21 protein-coding genes, 1 pseudogene and 1 CRISPR repeat array are annotated in these 23,988 nt (G+C 27.9%); of the genes and pseudogenes, 19 read left to right on the forward strand and 3 right to left on the reverse strand.

Annotated elements, in window-relative coordinates; all coding sequences use genetic code 11:
• Positions 1 to 91: 91 nt before the first annotated feature.
• The 11 genes and pseudogenes from J1C67_RS07410 (at position 92) to J1C67_RS07455 (ending at position 13,989) form a co-directional block, all read left to right on the forward strand.
• The gene (locus tag J1C67_RS07410) at positions 92 to 613 is read left to right on the forward strand and encodes a DUF6241 domain-containing protein (RefSeq protein WP_167866055.1); all 522 of its coding nucleotides are present in this window, start codon (positions 92 to 94) and stop codon (positions 611 to 613) included.
• Between the two features lie 380 nt (positions 614 to 993).
• Positions 994 to 1,731: a CRISPR-associated endoribonuclease Cas6 gene (cas6, locus tag J1C67_RS07415; RefSeq protein ID WP_167866054.1), complete on the forward strand. Its 738-nt coding sequence runs from the start codon at positions 994 to 996 to the stop codon at positions 1,729 to 1,731.
• Positions 1,728 to 3,074 (forward strand): type I CRISPR-associated protein Cas8a1/Csx8, encoded by a 1,347-nt coding sequence (cas8a1, locus tag J1C67_RS07420; RefSeq protein WP_167866053.1) that lies wholly within the window; start codon positions 1,728 to 1,730, stop codon positions 3,072 to 3,074. The genes cas6 and cas8a1 overlap by 4 nt, the downstream gene beginning before the upstream one ends.
• On the forward strand, positions 3,067 to 3,954 hold the full coding sequence (cas7i, locus tag J1C67_RS07425) for a type I-B CRISPR-associated protein Cas7/Cst2/DevR (RefSeq protein ID WP_167866052.1): 888 nt from the start codon (positions 3,067 to 3,069) through the stop codon (positions 3,952 to 3,954). The genes cas8a1 and cas7i overlap by 8 nt, the downstream gene beginning before the upstream one ends.
• Positions 3,955 to 3,956: 2 nt before the next feature.
• On the forward strand, positions 3,957 to 5,036 hold the full coding sequence (gene cas5, locus J1C67_RS07430) for a CRISPR-associated protein Cas5 (RefSeq protein WP_167866051.1): 1,080 nt from the start codon (positions 3,957 to 3,959) through the stop codon (positions 5,034 to 5,036).
• A gap of 10 nt (positions 5,037 to 5,046) precedes the next feature.
• Entirely contained in the window at positions 5,047 to 7,272 is a 2,226-nt protein-coding gene (gene cas3, locus J1C67_RS07435) for a CRISPR-associated helicase Cas3' (RefSeq protein WP_244980270.1), read from the forward strand.
• A 14-nt stretch (positions 7,273 to 7,286) separates the two neighbouring features.
• On the forward strand, positions 7,287 to 7,781 hold the full coding sequence (gene cas4 / locus J1C67_RS07440; RefSeq protein WP_167866050.1) for a CRISPR-associated protein Cas4: 495 nt from the start codon (positions 7,287 to 7,289) through the stop codon (positions 7,779 to 7,781).
• Positions 7,782 to 7,799: 18 nt separating this feature from the next.
• Positions 7,800 to 8,792: a type I-B CRISPR-associated endonuclease Cas1b gene (gene cas1b, locus J1C67_RS07445; RefSeq protein WP_167866049.1), complete on the forward strand. Its 993-nt coding sequence runs from the start codon at positions 7,800 to 7,802 to the stop codon at positions 8,790 to 8,792.
• 16 nt (positions 8,793 to 8,808) lie between these two features.
• Positions 8,809 to 9,087: a CRISPR-associated endonuclease Cas2 gene (gene cas2, locus J1C67_RS07450; protein ID WP_167866048.1), complete on the forward strand. Its 279-nt coding sequence runs from the start codon at positions 8,809 to 8,811 to the stop codon at positions 9,085 to 9,087.
• A gap of 189 nt (positions 9,088 to 9,276) precedes the next feature.
• A CRISPR array of direct repeats spans positions 9,277 to 12,402; the repeat unit is 30 nt; unit sequence GTTTTAATCTATCCATAGTGGAATGTAAAT.
• 330 nt (positions 12,403 to 12,732) lie between these two features.
• Positions 12,733 to 12,804 (forward strand): annotated as a pseudogene (locus J1C67_RS19850) (hypothetical protein); the annotation flags it as partial.
• A 333-nt stretch (positions 12,805 to 13,137) separates the two neighbouring features.
• Positions 13,138 to 13,989, forward strand: a complete 852-nt coding sequence (locus J1C67_RS07455; RefSeq protein WP_167866047.1) for a hypothetical protein — start codon at positions 13,138 to 13,140, stop codon at positions 13,987 to 13,989.
• 212 nt (positions 13,990 to 14,201) lie between these two features.
• On the opposite strand, the gene J1C67_RS07460 is transcribed toward J1C67_RS07455, so the two are convergent.
• Positions 14,202 to 14,663: a hypothetical protein gene (locus J1C67_RS07460; RefSeq protein WP_167866046.1), complete on the reverse strand. Its 462-nt coding sequence runs from the start codon at positions 14,661 to 14,663 to the stop codon at positions 14,202 to 14,204.
• Positions 14,656 to 15,126 carry a DUF3990 domain-containing protein gene (locus J1C67_RS07465; RefSeq protein ID WP_167866045.1) on the reverse strand — a complete coding sequence of 157 codons (471 nt, stop codon included), beginning with the start codon at positions 15,124 to 15,126 and terminating at the stop codon, positions 14,656 to 14,658. The genes J1C67_RS07460 and J1C67_RS07465 overlap by 8 nt, the downstream gene beginning before the upstream one ends.
• A 388-nt stretch (positions 15,127 to 15,514) precedes the next feature.
• On the opposite strand from J1C67_RS07465, the gene J1C67_RS07470 reads away from it, so the two are divergent.
• From J1C67_RS07470 to J1C67_RS07490, 6 genes are all read left to right on the forward strand, one after another.
• A complete protein-coding gene (locus J1C67_RS07470; RefSeq protein ID WP_167866044.1) occupies positions 15,515 to 15,736 on the forward strand; it encodes a DUF1659 domain-containing protein in 222 nt (73 codons plus the stop codon).
• Positions 15,737 to 15,790: 54 nt separating this feature from the next.
• Positions 15,791 to 16,009 (forward strand): DUF2922 domain-containing protein, encoded by a 219-nt coding sequence (locus J1C67_RS07475; RefSeq protein ID WP_167866043.1) that lies wholly within the window; start codon positions 15,791 to 15,793, stop codon positions 16,007 to 16,009.
• A 270-nt stretch (positions 16,010 to 16,279) separates the two neighbouring features.
• Complete coding sequence (locus J1C67_RS19650) at positions 16,280 to 16,408, forward strand: hypothetical protein (RefSeq protein WP_279286167.1); 129 nt, start codon at positions 16,280 to 16,282, stop codon at positions 16,406 to 16,408.
• A 7-nt stretch (positions 16,409 to 16,415) separates the two neighbouring features.
• Positions 16,416 to 16,553: a hypothetical protein gene (locus J1C67_RS07480; protein ID WP_167866042.1), complete on the forward strand. Its 138-nt coding sequence runs from the start codon at positions 16,416 to 16,418 to the stop codon at positions 16,551 to 16,553.
• 181 nt (positions 16,554 to 16,734) lie between these two features.
• Positions 16,735 to 17,028 (forward strand): nucleotidyltransferase domain-containing protein, encoded by a 294-nt coding sequence (locus J1C67_RS07485; protein ID WP_167866041.1) that lies wholly within the window; start codon positions 16,735 to 16,737, stop codon positions 17,026 to 17,028.
• Positions 17,021 to 17,407 carry a nucleotidyltransferase substrate binding protein gene (locus tag J1C67_RS07490; RefSeq protein ID WP_167866040.1) on the forward strand — a complete coding sequence of 129 codons (387 nt, stop codon included), beginning with the start codon at positions 17,021 to 17,023 and terminating at the stop codon, positions 17,405 to 17,407. The genes J1C67_RS07485 and J1C67_RS07490 overlap by 8 nt, the downstream gene beginning before the upstream one ends.
• A gap of 482 nt (positions 17,408 to 17,889) precedes the next feature.
• Here J1C67_RS07490 and J1C67_RS07495 read toward each other — a convergent pair whose 3' ends face one another.
• The gene (locus tag J1C67_RS07495) at positions 17,890 to 18,477 is read right to left on the reverse strand and encodes a hypothetical protein (RefSeq protein WP_167866039.1); all 588 of its coding nucleotides are present in this window, start codon (positions 18,475 to 18,477) and stop codon (positions 17,890 to 17,892) included.
• 373 nt (positions 18,478 to 18,850) lie between these two features.
• Between J1C67_RS07495 and uvrB the strand changes: the two genes are divergently transcribed.
• Positions 18,851 to 20,818: an excinuclease ABC subunit UvrB gene (gene uvrB, locus J1C67_RS07500; RefSeq protein ID WP_167866038.1), complete on the forward strand. Its 1,968-nt coding sequence runs from the start codon at positions 18,851 to 18,853 to the stop codon at positions 20,816 to 20,818.
• A 290-nt stretch (positions 20,819 to 21,108) separates the two neighbouring features.
• Entirely contained in the window at positions 21,109 to 23,934 is a 2,826-nt protein-coding gene (uvrA, locus tag J1C67_RS07505; protein ID WP_167866037.1) for an excinuclease ABC subunit UvrA, read from the forward strand.
• Positions 23,935 to 23,988 lie beyond the last annotated feature (54 nt).

Below are 23,988 nucleotides of genomic sequence, written 5' to 3' on the forward strand. Positions count from 1 at the left end.
TTTCATATCCATAATAAAACAATTTAGACAAAATACTATATAATTGTATCTATCTAATATATAATGTGAGATAGGATGGAGGTTATATAAAATGAAAAACTTAAAAACAGTTATAATATCTATACTTTTAATATGTGCATTAACTGGTGGAGCTGTATACATTACTATAACTAATAAAATCAAAAAAGAAAATGAACTAAAAATTGTACAACTTAAAAAAGAGGAAGATGAAAAGGCAGCAAAGGATAAAATAGCAGCAGAGGCAAAAGAAAAAGAAGAGGCAAAGGCAAAAGAAAAGGCTGCGGGTACAAAAGAGGATGTTTTTGATACAAATATAGTTGCTGAGGAAAGAGTATACATTAGAATGCATGGAATGATAAATACTAAAATAAACGCAGAAGATGGGAATACTTGGGGAATGATAGAAATAACTACTGAAGACTGCAATAAACTTATTGAAGTTGTAAATACTAACAATTATGAGGATAAGGAAAAATTGTTAGCATTTTTAAATAGTTGGAAAAATAAAGATTTTTCAAATGGTGTGGAACAACATAATTATATATGGGAGAAACTTGGTGGGGTAGAAGGGAAGGCAATTAGTTTAAAATAGTAGCAGAAACTGTTGATAATAGATTAGATACTTGTTTATATATAGTAGGATAAATTAAATATATATTAGAGACATAATAAAGAACACACAAGAAATAGTAAGTAAACTTTGCAACATTTGAAATGTAGCAAGTATCTTTAGGTGCTAGTTAGCCTGGGTAATAAAATTCAGAAAAAATTAAAGTGGACTTGTTAAAATAAAGCCCTTATATTATAGCACCTATTGTGGTGTTATAGCATAAGGGCTTTAATTATGTAAAATATAAGAATTTTATGTATAAAAGCATAAAGATAATAAGTAAAAATAAACAAATGAGATAATATATGTTAAAATATAATAAAGCATGATATTAAAATTTATAGTTAAAGGGGATAAAAATAATGAGGTTTAAAATAGAATTAGAACTTAAAAGTGAACGTTTGATTTTAGATTATCGTCCTGCGGTAATAAGTCTATTCAAACATAGTTTAACTATATATGAAGATGGAAAACATTTTAGTTCTTATTATGAAATAGGAAAAGATAAGATGTTTACATTTGCAGTGGGTATACCTAATAGCAAATTAACAAAAGAGATGATATTAGTGCCTGATAAAAAAATAAATATTACATTTAGTACTGGAGATATAGGAACAGGTATAGTTTTCTTCAATGCACTATCCATTCAGAAAAATAAAATATATCCGTTAGCCTATGAAAATACAATGACTATAAAAAATATTATTATAGAAAAAGAATATCCAATTATAAGAGATACAATTGATGTTATGTTTAGATCTCCATTATGTGTTAGAGAGCATAATAGAGAAAATAATAAGGATACATATTATTCTTATGAAAAGGACGGTTTTAATGAAGCTTTTAAGAATGTATTAAAATCACAAATAGATAAGTCGAAAATGTTATCAATGTCTATTTTAGATGATTTTTCTATAACTCCTATAAGATGCAAGAAAACTGTTGTTAGACACCATTCACAATTTGTGGAAGCTACGGTAGGAAGTTTTAAGTTTACCGGTAATGTAGCATTACTTAGTTATCTATATACAAATGGGGTTGGAAGTAGAAAATCAAGTGGATTCGGATTATTTGAAATAATTGGTGGGGATATGATATGAAAAGTATAATAGAAAACGGGAAATTCAACACTAGGATGGAAGCATCTGATTGGAGATATAGTGCAAGTATCGTTGGTATTATAAAATATTTCGATTATCTTGTAGAGAGGGGATATGATACAGAATCTAATTTTTATAAAATAGAAGATGATATCATAGAATACAATAGTGAAGAAATTATAGAAGAGAGATATTTTTCATTTGCAGAAAAATATTTTGAAAGTGCTATGCATCATAGAATAATAGAACAAATATTAAATAGTGAAGAATTTACAGAAGAACAAATAAAATTAGTAAATGAAAAATTAAAAGCTAATGTTATTATGAAAAAGGTTTTTGGAGATATTAAGTTCATAGCTGAGAATAAAGAGACAATATTAGAAAAAATTAATACTAATAGATTGATACTAATAAAAGAAACATATAGAGGTGGAAAAAGTTTATATTCAAATTTTTCAAATACTAATAGTTTAGGTATAGAACCAAGTGGTATTTGTAGATTGCAAAACTACAATATAGATATACCTAAAAAGAGTAAATCTATTTCTTATAACTGGAACTTTAAAACATATAAATCTGATGATGAGAAAGAATTTGATTTTATTCCCTTTGCATTTTCAAAATCATATGAATCATTTTTTATAAATAATAATTATGATATAAAGCAACTAGTTAAAACAAATAACTTAATTGCTGATAGTGAGAAGCCTAGGGCAACACTGTTTTCTGAACTAAAAGGGTCAGCAGAATTTATAGATTTTGATGTTGAAGTGATCATAAAAAATAGAGGTAATGATTATTTTGAAACATTATATATTAGAAAAGATGCTATTAAAATATTTGAAGCAATAAATAATTATAAAGGTATCCAATTTAAATATAAAGTAAATGATAATTACTATATTGATTTTGAAAAAGAAGTAACAGACAACATTTTGAATAATATAAAACTTGATGGATTAATAGAATTACTATTAAAATCAAAATCAAATTATTCATATAATATAAAAACTCTTATAGAAATAAATACATTAATTTATGGAGGGGATAAAATGGACAAGCAAATGAAATCTGCCTATGGAAGTGCTAAAAGGGTAATGGCAGAGATTCCAGAAAATAAAGTTAACAGTTATAAACAAAAGTTAATTAGTGCAATAACCTTTAAGGATTATGGAAGGTTCTGTGAAATATTACTACAATTATCTTCGTATTCAGGAGTAATATTTGATTTTGCATATGACTTATTTAGTGATTTTGATGAAAATAAAAATATAGCGTATACATTTATAAATGCACTTAACAATGAATCTAAAAAAGATAATGGGGGAAAGAAAGATGAATAAAAAAGCATTAACACTTACAGTAGTAGCAAATATGACATCTAATTATGGGGAAGGTTTAGGAAATATATCAAGCGTTCAAAAGGTTTTTAAAAACGGTAAAAGTTATGCAACAAGAAGTAGAGAGAGTCTTAAAAATGCCATTATGGTTCAAAGTGGAATGTATGATGATTTGCAAACTGTTGTAGATAAAAAAGTAAATCAAAAAGTTGTTTCAGAAGAACTTAATGCTACAAATTGTAGAGCTTTAGAAGGCGGATATATGAATACAATGGGAAACACAAATATCAGAAAGAGTTCTTTCTATTTAACAGATGCAATTGCTTGTGATAGCTTTGTAAATGAAACAAGATTCCATAACAATTTATACCTTGCATCAAATTTTGCGGAAAACAATAATTTGAATTTACAATCAGATGCAGGAAAATGTGGACTTATGCCATATCAATATGAATATGATAAAACTATGAAAATGTACAGTGTAACAATTGATCTTGAAATGATAGGGAAAGATGAAAATTTTGAATCACAAGAAGCTGATGCTAAAGAAAAAGCAGCGAGAGTAATATCAATATTAGATACAGTTGAAATGCTTAATTTAGTTGTAAAAGGAAATTTAGATAATGCAGAACCTTTATTTGTTGTAGGTGGATTAACTGATAGAAAAACTCATTATTTTGAAAATGTAGTAAAAGTTAAAGAAGATAAATTATTAATTACAGAAGATTTAAAAGAAAGAATAAAAAAAGGTTGTAGTGTAGCGTTATTAGAAGGTGGTAATTTCAAAAACGAAGCTGAAATTAAAAGTACATTAGAACCTGTTAGTGTTTCTAAGTTTTTTGAGGAGTTAAGAAAAGAAATTAACATGTATTATGGGGTGTAGGTATGGAAGTTTTAAGAATTATACTAACGCAAAGTAGTGCGAATTATAAAAAAGAAGAAACTATTTTAAATAAAATGACATATCCACTTCCACCATTTTCAACAATAATTGGAGCAATCCATAGTGCTTGTGGATATAGAGAATATCATGAAATGGATATTAGTATCCAAGGTAAATATGATGCTATGCATAAGGAACCATATACGGATTATTGCTTTTTAAATTCTATAATGGATGATAGAGGGATTTTAGTGAAAATGAAAAATGGAAACCTTTTATCAACAGGATTTGATAAGGTGGCTAAAGCTAAAAAGCCACAAGGAAATAGCTTTAGAAAAGGAACTACAATACAAGTTATGAATGAGGGTTTTCTACAAGAATATAGAGAATTAAAAGACTTATCAGAAAAAATTGCAGAGTTTAAAAAAGATAGAATTGATAAAGTTTTAGGCCTTATTAAAAAGCGTAAAAAAACATTAACGGATAAAAAGAAAAAGGTTAAAGAAGAACCTGGCGTATTAAAATTAGTTTTAATAAGAGAAAAACAAATAAAAGAATTAGAAAAAAATATTAATAATAGATTTAAAGAATATAAAATTAATGAATGTGAAATACCATATTCTAAATTTGCAAGTCTTACAACGTCTTTAAAATATTATGAAATTTTAAATAATATAGAATTAATAATCCATGTTAAGAGTGATAAAGAAACACTTATGGATATTAAAGAAAATATATACAATTTGAAAGCTATTGGTAGAAGTGAAGATTTTGTAGATATTAAAGATGTTTGCATTGTAGAGGTCGTAGATGAAGTTGAAGAATCTATAACTAGTGAATATTCAGCATATATTGATTATAATCTTATAAAAAATGAACTTGTATGTTTAAAATTAGGAGATAATATAACGGCAAATGGAACAAAGTATTACCTTAATAAGAATTATATTATAGCTAATAGTAAACGGATATTTGAAAAGAAAAAAGTTGTTTATACATCAGAATATGAAGCAGAAAAAGGCAACGAAAATCTTTGGTTTGATGTGGATGGAGAAAAGTCATATATAGTTAATTTTAATTAGGGGTGATACTGTGGATTTATCTATGTATAAAGCAAAACCAGAAAAAAGTATAAGACAGCATACAAATGAATTGTTAGAAAACCTTGATATATTACAAGAATTAGATTATATAAAAAATAATCATGTATATGAACTTACTAAAATTGCTTGTGAATATCATGATTATGGTAAGGCAAATAGAGAATTTCAAAATAGAATAAAAAATAATACTACATTTAATGAAAATACTGAGATGGCACATAATGTGCTATCTCTTTATTTTATAAATGAAAATGAATTTGAAAATAAAGAAGATTATTATAAAGTGGCATTTGCAGTTTTATATCATCATAATTATTGTGATAATTTAAAGGCAATAAAAAATAAAGAATATAAGCTATTAGCCAAAGTGTTACTAAGTGATTTTGAAATAAATACTATTGGAATGAATACACCTAAAAATATAAAAAGAATAGCAAAAACAAATGAAGCAATTCTTATAAAAGGATTTTTGCATAAGTGTGACTATAGTTCGAGTGGTGGAATACCAATTGAACATAAAAGTGATTTTTTAAAATTAGGACTTGAGAATTTATTAAAGAAATGGAAAAGTAAAAATTTGAATTCGAACTGGAATGAACTTCAACAGTTTTGCAAGGAGAATACAGAAGAAAATATTTTAGTTGTTGCCCAAACAGGTATGGGTAAAACAGAGGGAGGACTTCATTGGATAGGAGATAATAAAGGGTTTTTCATATTGCCTTTAAAAACAGCCATAAATTCAATCTATAAAAGAGTTAAGGAAGAGATTTTAGAAGATGATAATATTGAATCTAAATTAGCATTATTACATTCAGATGCATTAAGTTATTATAATAACGATAAGAGCAAAGAACTTGATGTTATGGATTATTATAATCAGAGCAAACAACTTTCAATACCTCTTAACATATCAACTATGGATCAATTATTTGATTTTGTTTTTAAATATCAAGGGTATGAACTTAAACTTACAACTTTATCTTATTCAAAAGTAGTTATTGATGAAATTCAAATGTATGGAGCCGATTTACTTGCATATTTGATACATGGGATTAAAGTAATAAATAAATTTGGAGGAAAGGTTGCAATTTTAACAGCAACATTAGCTCCATTTATAAGAGATAAATTAAAGAGTGGAGAAAATCCAATTGAATTTAAGGAAAAAACATTTATAAATGATACTAAAAGGCACAACGTTAAGGTTTATGATAGTGAAATTGATTCTGAAACTATATATTGTAAATTTGAAGAGAATAAACAAAAAGGTGTAAGTAATAAAATACTTGTGGTTTGTAATACTGTTAAAAAAGCACAAGAAATATATAAAGAACTTGAAGAAATAGGAGTAGATAATATAAATATACTTCATAGTAAATTTATAAAATGTGAAAGATCAGAAAAAGAAACAGAAATATTAGAATTTGGTAAAACTGAAAATAAAGGAACAGGTATATGGATAGCAACACAAATTGTAGAGGCTAGTTTAGATATAGATTTTGATTATTTATTTACAGAGTTATCTGATATAACTGGATTATTCCAAAGGCTTGGAAGATGCAACAGAAAAGGCGTTAAACCTACAAAAGAACCTAATTGTTTTGTGTTCTTAAATATAAATAAGAATCTTTTAACAAATGGGGATAAGGGATTTATTGATAGTAGGATATATGAATTATCAAAAAATGCACTTAAGGATATAAATGGAGTTTTAACAGAAAGTGAGAAAATAAAGATTATAGAAGAAAATCTTACTACAGAGAAATTAAAAGGTAGTGATTATTTAGTCAAGTACAACAGATTTTCAAAGTGGATAAGTGAACTAGAGCCATATGAAATAGACAAAGAAGATGTGAAGTTAAGAGATATAGTATCTTACAATGTAATACCAAATAAAGTTTACGAAGACTATAAAGATGAAATTGATGAAAATTCTAGAAAATTATTAAAATCTATAAACCCTAAGCTAACAAAGTTAGAGAAAGAAAAAGTTAAGCTTCATAAATTGGAATTGAAAGAGCAAATTAAAAAGTATACTGTTCCAGTTGGAAGAAACGATATCTTTTTTAAAGGTGAAAACCTAAGAGTTAGTAAAGTGCAATTGAGTAGAAATGAGTTTATAGATGTTGTGAATTGTAAATATGATGAACTTGGATTTATCAGAGCAACAAGCAAAGAAATAAAAGGGTTAGTAGATAATTTTGATAATTTCATGTAAGGAGAGGTAGAATTATGGATAAGCCAATTAGTGGAATGATGATTTATTATTATATTGTTTGCAAGAGGAAGTTATGGTACTTTTACAATCAAATACAAATGGAAGCAGATAATGAAAATGTTAAAATAGGAAAGGTTCTTGATGAAACTGCTTATGGAAGAGAAGAAAAACATATCAATATAGATGATGTTATTAGCATTGATTATATAAAAAATAGGGGAGTATTGCATGAAGTGAAAAAGAGCAGAAAAATAGAGGAAGCTGGTATAATGCAGATAAAATATTATTTGTATTATTTAAAACAAAGGGGTGTAGAAGGTATTACAGGTAAAGTTGACTATCCGTTATTAAAACAAAGTGTGGATATAGAATTAACAGCGGAGGATGAAAAGTATATAGAAACAGTATTAATAGATTTGAAAGAACTTGTAAACAAACCACTTCCACCACTTCTTGAGAGAAAAAGTATTTGTAAGAGTTGTGCATATTTCGAACTATGCTACATTTAATGAAGGGGATGAGTTATTTTGAAACGTAGCTTTTATATATATAATGATGGAGAAATAAAAAGAAAAGATAATACATTACGATTTAAAAATAGTGATAATGAAACTAGAGATATTCCTATAGAGCAAGTTGAGGATATTTATATCATGTCAGAAATGACGTTTAATACGAAATTTATAAATTTGGCATCAAAATATCAGATACCAATACATTTTTTTAATTATTATAGCTTTTATACAGGTAGCTTTTATCCTAAAGAAACTTTACTTGCAGGTAATTTATTAGTAAAACAAGTTAGGCACTATGAGGATGATCAAAAAAGACTTTGTATAGCAAGAAAATTTATAGATGCTGCAGCCTCAAATATTTATAGAAATTTAAGATATTATAATGGTAGAGGTAAGGATGTAGAAAAGGCAATGATAGAAATTGAATCCCTTAGGAAGAAAGTATTGAAAACGGAGAGTATCAATGAATTAATGGGCATAGAAGGTAATATTAGAAAACAATATTATTCAACGTGGGACGTTATAGTTAATCAAAAAATAGACTTTAATAAAAGGGTTAGGAATCCACCAGATAATATGATTAATACTATGATTTCATTTGTTAATGGATTAGTTTATACAAGGGTTTTGGGAGAAATATATAGCACACAACTTAATCCCACCATTAGTTATTTACATGAACCTGGAGTTAGAAGATTTTCACTTAGTTTAGATTTAGCAGAAGTGTTTAAACCAATTTTAGGTGATAGGTTGATTTTTTCATTATTAAACAAGAACCAGATAACGCCAAGCTGTTTTACTAAAGAACTAAACTATCTTCATTTAACAAAAGATGCATCAAGAACAATAGCAATGAAATTTGATGAAATGTTAAAAACAACAATTTATCATAAAGAATTATCAAAAGATGTTACATATAAGCATCTGATAAGATTAGAATGCTATAAACTAATAAAGCATATTATGGATGAAAAAGAATATGAAGGATTTAAAATGTGGTGGTAGGGGAGGTTTTAATTAGATGTATGTTGTTTTGGTATATGATATAAGTGGAGATGATGATGGGCGGAAAATATTAGGAAAAGTGTTTAAGATATGTAAAAAATACTTAACTCATATTCAAAATTCTGTCTTTGAAGGAGAGTTGACAGAAGGTCAAATAGCAAAATTAAATGCAGAATTAAATAAATTTATTAGAAAAAGTTTAGATTCTGTGATAATATTTAAGAGTAGAAATGAAAGATGGCTAAATAAAGAATTTTGGGGAAAACAAGATGATGCGACATCAAATTTCTTTTAATAATAATAAGTTGTCGATGTGACATAGTGCTAAAAGAGTACTAGTTAGACAAAGCCTTTGTTATTAATGGTCTGAAGTTATAATAATATAATTTTAAAGTGATAATATGTGAAATATATATATTGTAAAAGTACATCGACAAAAACAAACCCTGGAATGGTTGGTAATACTAGCTATTATTGTCGGTCTGTTTTAATCTATCCATAGTGGAATGTAAATTTTAGAACATTAAAGATTTTAAATATTAATTCTCTATGTTTTAATCTATCCATAGTGGAATGTAAATTAGCAAGAATGACAGAGGCACAAATAAGTTTAAATAGTTTTAATCTATCCATAGTGGAATGTAAATACAAATAGTATATGGGAATAGTTATACTTGGATAGGTTTTAATCTATCCATAGTGGAATGTAAATAATTCTTAAACATAAATAATTATGCAATCTTTGCTCGTTTTAATCTATCCATAGTGGAATGTAAATTATTTCTATTTAAAGGTATGGATGATCCGGAAAAGGTTTTAATCTATCCATAGTGGAATGTAAATGCTGTTGGTTTAGTTGGTATAGTATCTTTCTTAGGGTTTTAATCTATCCATAGTGGAATGTAAATCAAAGTTGTAAAGACCTGTGGACAAAATAAAAAAGGTTTTAATCTATCCATAGTGGAATGTAAATACTGATATAACTCCGGCTAATGCTTATACGGCGTTTGTTTTAATCTATCCATAGTGGAATGTAAATTTATGATTGGTTTTTAACTGGTGGAGGATCTATTGGTTTTAATCTATCCATAGTGGAATGTAAATTTAACATCTGTTCCTACTTCGACTTCAATATTTATGGTTTTAATCTATCCATAGTGGAATGTAAATATTGTTTGTACTCCATTGTAGCTACATTGTACCTATGGTTTTAATCTATCCATAGTGGAATGTAAATTAGATATTAAAGGTAAATTATATGACCACTTTAAAAGTTTTAATCTATCCATAGTGGAATGTAAATGTTGGAGCGGGTTACTTAGCAACTAAAGAAGCAGTAGTTTTAATCTATCCATAGTGGAATGTAAATGCTACAATGCAATCTGCATATTTTTGTATATTTAAGTTTTAATCTATCCATAGTGGAATGTAAATAAAGATTGGGACATAAATTAAGTACAGATGGTGGAAGTTTTAATCTATCCATAGTGGAATGTAAATGAATTCAAGGAGCAGATGGCGCTAAAGGAGATATCGGTTTTAATCTATCCATAGTGGAATGTAAATTGTGTTATTATTGTCTTAGGAAATAAATTACAGAAAGTTTTAATCTATCCATAGTGGAATGTAAATAATTGAAGCAACTCTTCCAAACCTATTACAATAGGAGTTTTAATCTATCCATAGTGGAATGTAAATATTACTTTTACAAAGCCTTCAAATAGTGGAATAACTGTTTTAATCTATCCATAGTGGAATGTAAATATTACTGTTTTAATAATATAAAACATAGGTACTTTGGTTTTAATCTATCCATAGTGGAATGTAAATGAAGATATTTTAATATCGTATGTACTCAAAGCCGAGGTTTTAATCTATCCATAGTGGAATGTAAATCTAGGAATAGACCTAATAACACGATGCCTAAGCATTGTTTTAATCTATCCATAGTGGAATGTAAATTTCCTTAGTACTTGCATATCCCTTATCTTCTCTAGTGTTTTAATCTATCCATAGTGGAATGTAAATCCATGAAGGTTCATTAGATGCTAAATTTAAGTATTGGTTTTAATCTATCCATAGTGGAATGTAAATTAAGAAACAAGATATGTTAAAAAAACTTACAGAACAGTTTTAATCTATCCATAGTGGAATGTAAATTAGTTTGTATATTAGGCTTAACATAATCTTTTATATGTTTTAATCTATCCATAGTGGAATGTAAATAGTAATAAATCTCTTTCTTTTCCATAATTAAAGGTTGGTTTTAATCTATCCATAGTGGAATGTAAATACTGGAATTATTCTTGTAAGCAAACTATCTGTAGATGTTTTAATCTATCCATAGTGGAATGTAAATCAAGATAATCTATAATTTTTTTTTATTTTACCTCCCGTTTTAATCTATCCATAGTGGAATGTAAATTAAATTAAGTCTGTGGTTGCATCACAGTTGCCAGGGGTTTTAATCTATCCATAGTGGAATGTAAATAATAGTAATCAAAACAATTTTGGTGGAGCTAACTTTGTTTTAATCTATCCATAGTGGAATGTAAATTTAAATAACTCTACCCATATCTCCATTACACAAGTGTTTTAATCTATCCATAGTGGAATGTAAATAATTCTAACACTCCTCGAATTGTTATTCAATTGCGTGTTTTAATCTATCCATAGTGGAATGTAAATATGCAATTAAGATTGGCAGCAGGTTCCGTAACATTGGTTTTAATCTATCCATAGTGGAATGTAAATAATAAAGAACCTCCGATTAGTAGTACTCCACCTATGTTTTAATCTATCCATAGTGGAATGTAAATTAAAGAATAACATCTTTATCCTGATAAGAAATCATGGTTTTAATCTATCCATAGTGGAATGTAAATGAAGAACCAGAAAGGAATACTTGCGAGATAGCAAATGTTTTAATCTATCCATAGTGGAATGTAAATTGACCTGCAACATATCCAACATTTTTATATCCAATAGTTTTAATCTATCCATAGTGGAATGTAAATACATCTGTAAGCTTAACTTCAAAATTCTTTCTTGGAGTTTTAATCTATCCATAGTGGAATGTAAATTGTAGTTGCTTCATTCTATAAGTAGCAATATAAACGTTTTAATCTATCCATAGTGGAATGTAAATGCTGCTATTCCTTTGTTTCCACTCGCTGCATAAGCGTTTTAATCTATCCATAGTGGAATGTAAATATCATTGCAACTACTAGACATACATTATAGCTATTAGTTTTAATCTATCCATAGTGGAATGTAAATGATATATAAGGCTTGGATTAGTAATATTATTTTGGTTGTTTTAATCTATCCATAGTGGAATGTAAATGATTTAAAGTCTGATACAAACTATAAACAACTAATGGTTTTAATCTATCCATAGTGGAATGTAAATTTTGAAGAAACGGTCGCAAAAATAAGTACATTAGTAGTTTAAATCTATCCATAGTGGAATATAAATAAGGCATTTAATATCCTTAAAATCTGAAATAAAAGCGTTTTAATCTATCCATAATGGAATGTAAATCCTAGCACATGAAGGTTGTCCCAAAGTGCAACAATAGTTTTAATCTGTCCATAGTGGAATGTAGCAACCTAAGGTCAGGGACTAGCCCTTTCTTCGGCAGCACCTCCGATGAGGAGATGATTTCCAAATAGCAAGCCATAAGTCTATCGGACGAGCCTCCAGACTTGGCTACTACCCCCGCGAGTTTTTAATATTTACAGGTATAAGCATCTAAAAGCACTATGATTTTTATAGTGTTTGGTGCATTTTGAAATAGGATAATTTGAATAACTTAAAAGAAATATACAAATAAAAGGTGTTGCAATATTGAAACACCTTTGCTTTAGGTTATTGGAAATAATTGTTCGCCAGGGGAACTAGAGGGGGATGAAGTCACACTCTTAGGATTTTTCAAATGGTGTGGAACAACATAATTATATATGGGAGAAACTTGGTGGGGTAGAAGGGAAGGCAATTAGTTTAAAATAGTAGCAGAAGCTGTTGATAATAATTTTGGGGCTTTTATGTTATGAAAATATAATCACTACAAGGGTATAACAAAACGGTATACCATTTATAAAGCCTTAATTTTACTAGGTTTAAGGGCTTTAGTAGATTGAAAATTATTCTTGTAATTAAATGGTAGGATTATCAACACTGCTTGCACTTGGTAAAAACTGGATGTTGGAGAAGTTTATTTTTGGAAATTTATTTTCAGAATAAGTCTTGCCTTTTTTGCCTATAGTTTCAAAATTAAATATTAAATTCATAACCAGTATGTTAAAATATTCATAGTATTGAATATAAAGGAGTTGTTTTGTTGTGAAAAAAATATTGTTTTGTTTATTATTTTCTACAATTTTTTTAACATCATGCACACTAGAAGATTCTCAAAGTACAAATAAATCCTCAGACAATAGTACTTTAACTGAAGAGGTTACACAAAATTCAAATGATAGTCCTAAACCAAAAGACACTACTACCATTCTAGATAATGCCAACACATCTCAAGATAAAGAAAAAGAAGTATCAAAGGATTCTTCCAAAGAAATAAGTCCAACTGAAACATCCGGAAAAAATGAAGGTTCTAAAACTAACATTTCTCCAGGAGTATCTAAAGTAAAAGGTAAAGTTCAATTATATGAAGACACTTTCTTTGATGACAGACGTTTCGGAGAGAATATTCCGAAAAACTTTTGTGAAGTTGTTATTTCAAACCTTACAGAGACTTCTTTTGATTTTATGGTCTATGAAGTTACCGATGCAAAAAATGATGATAAAAAAGTTATTTTCCTTAAGAATACAGCTGTTTTTAGAGACGATGGAACAAAAGCTACTTTTTATGGGAAAACTTATACCCTTAATTTTATATTTCCAAATAATCATGGTGCAAATTCTGTTGTAACAGACATGAAGATATCAGGATTTGAGCCATTAGAAGGTAAAACTTACTGTAATAATAAAATACCAGTTCAAGAATACTATGACTTAATAAAAGAAGCTTGGCAGAAAGAGAAGGATTATATTGATTCTATTGATGATCCTAAAGTAAAACAATCAGTACAAACCACGTTCTCAGCAGCTATTATGGAGTCATGTGGTTTACTTATGGAACATCCTGAAGACTCTAATGCTATAGATGGAAGTCTAAGGAAGGTTCTCGCTGGTGACTAATTTTGAAGCTTTGGTAAGGTAAATTTGGGTTACTAAATATGGAATGGTAACATTTCTTGTACAGATATTTTAAAGTCTTAAGTATACCTAATTAAAAATAGCATTACAAAATTAATTGCAATGCTATTTTCATATATTCATCCATACGCCCCTGGGGTGTAAATTTTTCCAGTGACAACCTTCTAATTTATATTTTAACATATAAATTAATACTAGTACCTTAGTATCTTATTTTCTTCATAGCAGCATTTTTGATAATCTACTGGTAAATAATAAAAATCTGAATCATAGTCTTCTATATATTCAGTTATCCAGGAGTTGTATATCTCTATTAAAGTATTTATTAAATTTTCTTCTTTTAAACATATCTTTTCAATAAGATTAGCATATGCCTTTCCTATTTTTGTGTATTTAGGTATAGATTCACCCTTAAGTAGTGATAATTTATCATTAGTACCTTGAGCTATATTATGCTCTAATATAAATCTTTCAGCTGTTTCTTCAAAACTATCACAATGAAGTACCTCTGCTATATCCTTGATATATAAAAGTTCATTTTCACCCAAAGCATTAACTATATATTTACTTGTATTATTAGTTTCTCTACTGATAAACTCAATCAAAGAACATAAATAATATAAATCATCATATTCTTTAGTTAATAATTTAATCATTATAAATGTAACTCCTTTCAAATTTTAATCTTGTAAGTGCCTTTACTGTATGGAAACTTATCTGATGTGTTGGCTTTCTAAATTTAGCAAATTCCATAAAAGCTGGTTTAGAAATTTTACCTTCTATATAATCAGATACATAATCCCAAATAACATCATCAGCTAGAGGCCCTTCTACAATATCGTAATCATGTAAATTGCCTTTTCTACAATTAGCTATAAAATCTAACCACTCTTCATTAGGCTCATTAAATATTTTAACATTTAAATCATCTATATAAGATAAAGAATATACATTAATCACTTTATTGGTTTTATATTTCTTAGTAAATTTTTCTGCTTGTATATTACTATTAGTGCAATAAAAACCCCAACTAAAGTCTTTTGTGAATTTATGTAATCTTATTTCTGGATATTCAACAATAAGATTACTCCCATGAAAAAGATTATTTTTATCTATCATAAGTCCTCCTTTGATATTAGTTGTCTTTATTATATCCAATTAAGATTGATTAAACAACTTAGGGCTCTTCAAATTATGTTACCTTAGTAAGTTTATTAGCAACCTCAGGTCAAGGACTAGACCTTTCTTCGGCAGCACCTCCAAGGAGAAGAAAATTTCCAGGTAAAAGTTAAATAAGGAAGACCAATAATTTTAATATATAGGCTGGACTAGTAATGCTTTAATTACTAGTCCAGCCTATTTTTTGTTTCTAAAAGCCTATAAGGTAGTTTTATTAATGAGTATTTAAACCTAAATATCATAGTCTCAAAAATAATTATAATTAATTCAACTATTTTTTCAAAAACCTTAATGAGTGCATATATTTAAGTGAAGGGAGGTGAAACATATGGCAGTTAATTCAGTATTAGTTGATACAGCAGTTGTTGTTAAATACAAAGTTGGTGTTGATACAAAAGGTAATGAAATATTTAGAAACCAAAGAGCTAATGATTTAAATTTATTAGCTACAGAAGAAACATTAATGGATCTTGGAGATATAATTGGAGGCTTCATTAGTTATCCAATATCTCAAGTAACAAAAGAAACAGTAAATTTACTATCAAGATAGTAAGTTGCATCTTAGGTTAAACCAGTTAATGTCAAAAGAAAGGAGGTGAAATGAATGGTTGAAAGAGTATTAAATATGAAGTTTAATGACGAAGCTGAGGGTAAATTTACTTTTGCAATTAAAGATGTGAAAGCTGAACTTAAAGATGAAGATATTGCTACAGCTATGAATAGTATTATCACTAAAGATATCTTTTTATCAAAAGGTGGTAAACTTAGGACTAAAGCAGAAGCTCAAATAGTAACTAAAGAAACTACAGATGTAGAACTTTAGTATTAAGAGGAATTTAATGACCTAGAAGTGATAAACTTTTAGGTCATTTTGTTATGACTATATAGCAGGTGGGAATCCTGCAAGATAAAGGTTAGCAACCAGTCATTATTGTTCTTGTTATACTCTGATATTGTATGTAAATCATCATTAGCTATATGATTTATCTTTTCCTAATGTAGTTTGCAATAAATCTCCAAACGATATTGTTAAATCAAAAAAAGCAAAAAAGAATAATGTTACAAAAAAGTAAGAAATAGAGTAAATACCTGCTTGAGTTTAAAAGTAGCAGTTGTTAAATTGAAAAAAGTTGAAAAATATAGTAATATTATAAAAGAAGTAAAAGTAGTTCCTAATGGAGTATTTTGTCTTACATCTGCTTTAGAATTACATAAGATATAGGCACAAGATGGATAAAAATATTATTAATGAAGCATTTAGAGAATATATTCGAAGAAAAGAGAAAAAAATTAATTTACTAATGAAATACTCAGAAGAATGTAGTATTGCTAAAATAGTAAAATTATATATGGAAGTTTTAATATGATAAAAGAAATATTTCACTTGAAGTAGAAGCCTTAGCAGACGCTGCTGCGAAAAATATTTACATTGATAATAAAAAAGCAGCAAATTCTGAAAATGGGGTTTACATAATAAGGGTCTTTGAGCAGGAGACAATTACCAGCTAATGGGGTGGTTGAAAATATAATGATTAAGAAGGTGATAAAATGTTAGATGAAAAACTAATAATAGAATTACAAAATATATTTAATCAATATATAGAAGTTGAAAAAGTTATTTTATTTGGTTCAAGGGCAAGAGGAGATAATAAATACAATTCGGATATAGATTTATGTTTGTTCGGCAAGAATATAAATCATTTAACACACGCAAAGGTAAGTATGGATATAGAGGAAACAAATACGCCTTTAAGTTTTGATATTTTGAATTTTAATGAATTATCTAAAAAAGAGTTAATAGAAAATATAATTAGTGAAGGGATTCAAATATATAATGAGTAAAAAACTAGGTGAAAGAAAAGGAGATTTTTTCAAAGCGTTAAAAAGGCTTGAAGAGGCTCTAGAAAAAGATATAACTGATGATTTAGTAGTAGATGGAATAATACAAAGATTTGAATTTACATTTGAACAAGCATGGAAATCGATGAAATTACATATAGAAGATCAAGGTATATTAGATGAGGCACTATCTCCAAGAAGTACTATTAGGTGTGCATTTAAACAACAATTAATTTCAAATGGAGATATTTGGATTGAAATGATGCTTGATAGAAAAAGAACTTCTCACATGTATGATGAAGCAACTGCTGTTACGATAGTTAAGCTAGTAAAGGAAAAGTATATTATTGAATTTAATGATTTAAAAAAGAGTTTAGAGTAGATTATTCTGAAAAAGAGAGTGTTGCACTTGGAGAATTTATTTTAATTAAGAATTGAGAATTAATAATTCTTAACTCTTAATTTTAAATAAGGAAGAACAATAATTTTAATATATAGGGTGGACTAGTAATGCTTTAGTTACTAGTCCACCCTGTTTTTTGTTCCTTTTAATCAACCAAACAAAAAATAAAACCTGTCAAAGAAATTATAAAAAGTAAAATACTTATATATAAGTCAATTTTAAAGTTTGTATATTTATGTTTAGTAAACTTATATTTGCTATTTATGAACATAGAAATACTTAAAAATAGAAGCAATGTAACTGCAATTATATTAAATAAATAGTCATAGTTTAAAAGCAATATAATTAATATAAATGATAAACATAAAAACACATTATTAATATTGTTATATAATTTTTTAGTCATATTTCTCTCCTTTTCTTTTGAAACTATTTAATTTATATAGACCATGAGTAGATTATTACACTCTTTCAACTATATGAAGAACATGAACTAGAAAAAGTTTAATGATTAAAATAATCCCTACAAATCCTAGAACCAGTGATAAAATACTTAGGATATAATAAACAAAGTCATTTGTTATCTTAGTGAATATATGTCTAATGAAGATATAACTTGGTAGTAAAAATAAAACTATCATAAATAAAAAGGTATAATTATCAACTGTGGGAAAGGTTAGCACTTCATTATTTCTTTCTATTAGAGATATTTCTTTTATTTCATCATAAATTTTTGAAACTTCTATTTTCACTTTTTCATTATCTTTTAGTGTATTATAGGCAACTTCATTCAAATCTTCACTGTATATACCAAAATATACTGTATTTGAATTACCACTTTTAATAACTTGAACCTCTAAGGTATCCTTTGGAAGAAGAATATCGGCAATCATTGTTAGAGCTATAACTAAACATAATATAGCTGTTATTTTAGATATTATACTTAGTGTTCTAGGTAGTTTCAGTATGGGTTTATTTTTTTTGTTTACTCTGTAACTAATTATAAAAACCATAAGCGTTATAAATAGTACAAATAAAAATTTAAGCATATTTATAGACTCCTTCTAAATATATGTATTAAAAAACACAATAAAGTTTATTTGTGGATATATATTTTTATAATTTTCAGTAATAATATATACGTATGATTAACTTTTTGTAAATATTTCAACAATACAATTATACCATATTTACAATAAATAGAGAAAAATAACCATTTGAAAATATAATCCCAGTAATGATAATTTTTAATTAATTTGAATAATGAGGAAAGAAAAGATAAAATAGATTTATAAACATACATAAGGGAGCTGAAAGAAAATAGACTAGAATTTGACTAGTTATTTTAAAGAAGCTCTCTAAGGAATATGAAAAAAATATAAGTGAATAATAAAGACAACAGATTATTTAAGGAGGTGTGGTATGTCAGAATTTAAAATACAATCTAACTTTAAGCCTACAGGTGATCAACCTATGGCTATAGAGAGTTTAGTTAATTCTATAAATAAGGGTGATAAGTTTCAGACTTTGCTTGGAGTAACTGGTTCGGGTAAAACTTATACTATGGCAAATATAATACAACAATTGCAGAGGCCTACTGTGGTTTTGGCTCATAATAAAACATTGGCAGCTCAGCTATGTTCGGAGTTTAGGGAGTTTTTCCCTGATAGCATTGTTGAATATTTTGTTTCTTATTATGATTATTATCAACCTGAGGCCTATGTTGCTCATACTGATACTTTTATAGAAAAGGATGCTTCTATAAATGATGAAATAGATAAGCTTAGGCATTCTGCAACAGCAGCTCTTTTAGAAAGACGGGATGTAATTATTGTTGCATCAGTTTCTTGTATTTATGGACTTGGTAATCCTGATGAATATAAAAAGCTTACAATTTCTTTAAGGGTAGGAATGGAAAAGGATAGGGATACAATAATAAAAAAATTAATTGAAATACAATATGAAAGAAATGATATAGCTTTTACTAGAGGAACTTTTAGAGTTAGAGGGGATTCTTTAGATATTATTCCTGTATCATCTTCAAATAAAGGTGTTAGAATAGAATTTTTTGGAGATGAAATTGAAAGGATAAGGGAATTTGATGTGGTAACTGGAACTATTGTAGGAGAGCGAAAGCATATTTCAATTTTCCCAGCATCGCATTTTGCAACATCTACTGAGACTTTAGAAAAGGCAATGCATATTATAGAGGATGAATTAGAGGATAGATTAAAACAGCTTAATGCTCAAGAAAAATTATTAGAATCTCAAAGGTTAAGACAAAGAACTAATTATGATTTAGAAATGATAAGGGAAATGGGATATTGTAATGGAATGGAAAACTATTCAAGGGTTTTAGATGGGAGAGCTCCAGGAACGCCTCCTCAAACTTTATTAGATTTCTTTCCAAAGGATTTTTTAATGTTTATAGATGAAAGTCATGCTACATTACCACAAGTTAGAGCAATGTATGCAGGTGATAGAGCAAGAAAAGAGAACTTGGTGGAGTATGGGTTTAGACTTCCTTGCGCTTATGATAATAGACCTTTAAAGTTTGAAGAATTTGAAAAGAAAATAAATCAAATAGTATTTGTAAGTGCAACTCCAGCACAATATGAACTAGATAACTCAACAAATATAGCAGAGCAAATTATAAGACCAACAGGGTTATTAGATCCAGTTATAGAAATTAGACCAGTAACTGGGCAAATTGATGATTTGTATGGAGAAATATTAAAAATAACAAAAATGGGATATAGAACTTTAATAACAACGTTAACTAAGAAAATGTCGGAAGATTTAACTAAGTATTTAAAAGACTTGGGAATAAAAGCAGAGTATATGCATTCGGAGATACTTACAATGGAAAGAATGAAAATTATAAGAGATTTAAGGCTTGGTGAGTTTGATGTATTAGTTGGAATAAATCTTTTAAGAGAAGGGCTTGATATACCAGAAGTTGCTTTAGTTGCAATTTTAGATGCAGATAAAGAAGGGTTCTTGCGTTCTGAAACTTCATTAATTCAAACTATAGGTAGAGCTGCAAGAAACCTAGACAGTAGAGTTATTATGTATGCAGATAGAATTACTAAATCTATGGATAAGGCTATGAAGGAAACTGATAGAAGAAGAGGAATTCAAATGAAATACAATGAAGATAACGGAATAACTCCAATGTCTATAAAGAAAGATATTCGTGAACTAATAGCGATATCGAAAGTTGCTGAAGATCCAGAAGAATATAATACTGAAAACTTAGAAGAAATAAATCCAAAAGATAAGAAGAAGTTAATTAAGAAATATACATCAGAAATGATGGAATCTGCTAAAAATCTGCAATTTGAAAGAGCAGCAGAATTAAGAGATATTATTGAAAAGTTAAAGAAATAGTAAACTGGATTTAACATTAGGGATAGATGTTAAATCCAGTTTTTTATTATTTAGGCTATTATGTTTTAAATGAGTATGGTATATCTAAATAAAAATTATTAAATAATATATAATATAATTGACAATAATTATATTAAAATCTAAAATAGAATAAAGAATATATGTTCGTGATTAATTTCTAGAATATATGCAGAAACTAAATTTAGAATTTGAAAAAAATAATAAGGTAATGTGGGATATATATTTTTATAAGTATGCCTTATAAATTAGAAGAAAAGGTGGTTGGGTACATGAAAGATAAAATAATAATAAAGGGTGCTAAGGTACATAATTTAAAAAATGTTTCTTTAGAAATACCTAGAGATAAATTAATAGTTTTTACAGGGTTATCAGGGTCGGGGAAATCATCTCTTGCTTTTGATACTCTTTATGCAGAAGGACAAAGAAGATATGTAGAATCATTGTCTTCTTATGCAAGACAGTTTTTAGGACAGATAGATAAGCCAGATGTTGAATCTATAGAAGGGTTGTCACCAGCTATATCTATAGATCAAAAAACTACAAGTAAAAATCCTCGTTCAACAGTTGGAACTGTAACGGAAATATATGATTATTTAAGACTTTTATATGCAAAAGTAGGTGTTCCTTATTGTCCTAAGTGTAAAGTGAAAATTACTCAACAATCTGTGGATCAAATTGTTGATGGAGTTATGTTGCTTGGGGATAAAATTAAGATTCAAATTTTAGCACCTATAATTAGCGGGAAAAAGGGTGTTCATGAAAAGGTATTAGAAAATATTAAAAAGAATGGTTTTATTAGAGCAAGAATAGATGGAGAAATCTATGACTTAACAGAAGAGGAAATAAATTTAGATAAAAATATAAAACATAGCATAGAAGCGGTAGTTGATAGAATAGTTATTAAAGAGGGAATTGAAGGCAGATTATCAGATTCAGTTGAAACAGCATTGAAATTATCAGAAGGATTAGTTTTAATTAATATAATTGGTGGAGAAGATATTTTATTTAGTGAAAAATTTGCCTGTAGAGAATGTGGAATGAGTATAGATGAATTAGCGCCTAGATTATTTTCATTTAATTCACCTTTTGGTAAATGTGATTATTGCGATGGTCTTGGAGCTTTAATAGAAATAGATGAGAATCTAGTAATACCTAATAAAGATTTAAGTATTATGGAAGGTGCAATAGCAACTTGGGGTGAAGGTAGATTAAAGGATGATTCCTGGACATTAGCTATATTAAAAGCAATGAGTAAAGAATTTAAGTTAAACCTTAAGAAGCCAATTAAAAGTTTGAAACCAGAAGAAGTAGATTTATTACTTTATGGAACAAAGGGACATAAGCTAACTGTAAATTATACAAAAGAAGGAATGACTGCTAAATACTCTTATGCTTATGAAGGGGAAATAAATGCTCTTAAAAGAAGATATAGAGAAACTAATTCTGATGTTATAAAAGGTGATATAGAGCAATATATGAGTAACAATCATTGTCCAAAGTGTAAGGGAGCTAGATTAAGAAAAGAAGCACTTGCAGTAATGGTTGGGGATAAAAATATTTACGAATTTACGAAGATGCCAATAAGAGATGAACTAGAATTCTTAAATTCAGTAGAATTCTCAGAAAAAGATAAAATTATTAGTGATCAAATTGTAAAAGAAATAAATAGTAGATTAAATTTTCTATTAAATGTAGGTTTAGATTATTTAAATCTTTCAAGAACCGCGGGAACTTTATCTGGAGGGGAATCACAAAGAATAAGACTTGCAACTCAAATTGGATCAGCACTTATGGGTGTATTATATATTTTAGATGAGCCAAGTATAGGACTTCATCAAAGAGATAATGACAGGTTAATAGAAACTCTTAAAAACCTAAGAGACGTAGGAAATACTGTTATTGTAGTTGAACATGATGAAGATACTATAAGAGAAGCAGACTTTATAGTTGATATTGGGCCAAGAGCCGGAGAACATGGTGGAGAAATAGTAGCAAGTGGAACATTAGAAGATATTAAGATGTGTAAAGAATCCATAACTGGTCAATACTTAATAGGAGAAAAGAAAATTAACTGTCCAAGTGAAAGAAGAAAAGGAAATGGAAATAAAATAGTGATTCAAGGGGCAAAAGAAAATAATCTTAAAAATATTAATGTAACATTCCCTCTTGGAATATTAACAATGGTAACAGGAGTTTCGGGTTCTGGAAAAAGTACATTAATTAACGAAATACTTTATAAAGGTTTAAATAGAATAGTAAATAAAAGTAAAAATCCAGTAGGTTCACATAAAGATATAACAGGTTCTGAAAACATAGATAAAATTATAGATATAGATCAAGGGCCTATAGGAAGAACTCCACGTTCTAACCCAGCAACTTACACAGGAACCTTTGATATTATAAGAGAGTTATTTTCTCAAACAAATGAAGCTAAAATGAGAGGGTATAAACCAGGAAGATTTAGTTTTAATGTTAAAGGAGGAAGATGTGAAGCCTGCACAGGTGATGGAATTATTAAAATAGAAATGCAATTCTTGTCAGATGTATATGTTCCTTGTGAGGTTTGCAAGGGAAAAAGATACAATAGAGAAACTTTAGAAGTTAAATATAAAGGGAAATCTATACATGACATATTAAATATGACTGTAGAAGAAGGGCTAACGTTCTTTGAAAATATGCCGAGAATAAAGAATAAGATGCAAACATTATTTGATGTAGGACTTGGGTATATAAGACTTGGTCAACCATCAACTCAGTTATCAGGAGGGGAAGCTCAAAGAATAAAGCTTGCATCTGAACTTTCAAAGAGAAGTACAGGTAAAACTTTATATATTTTAGATGAACCAACAACAGGACTTCATATTGATGATGTTAATAGATTAGTAGAAATACTTCAAAGATTAGTAAATGCAGGTAACACAGTAGTTGTTATTGAACATAATTTAGATATGATAAAGTGTGCTGATTATATAGTAGATTTAGGACCAGAAGGTGGAGACAAAGGCGGGAGTTTAGTAGTTTGTGGTACTCCAGAAACTGTATGTAAGAATAAGGAGTCATATACTGGTAAATATCTTAATAAGATATTGCAATAGTATATAGGACTTGTTATTTTTACCTAAAAGTCTTAATATATATATAGTAAATAT

Source organism: Clostridium gasigenes, assembly GCF_017348895.1.
Classification (GTDB): domain Bacteria; phylum Bacillota; class Clostridia; order Clostridiales; family Clostridiaceae; genus Clostridium; species Clostridium gasigenes.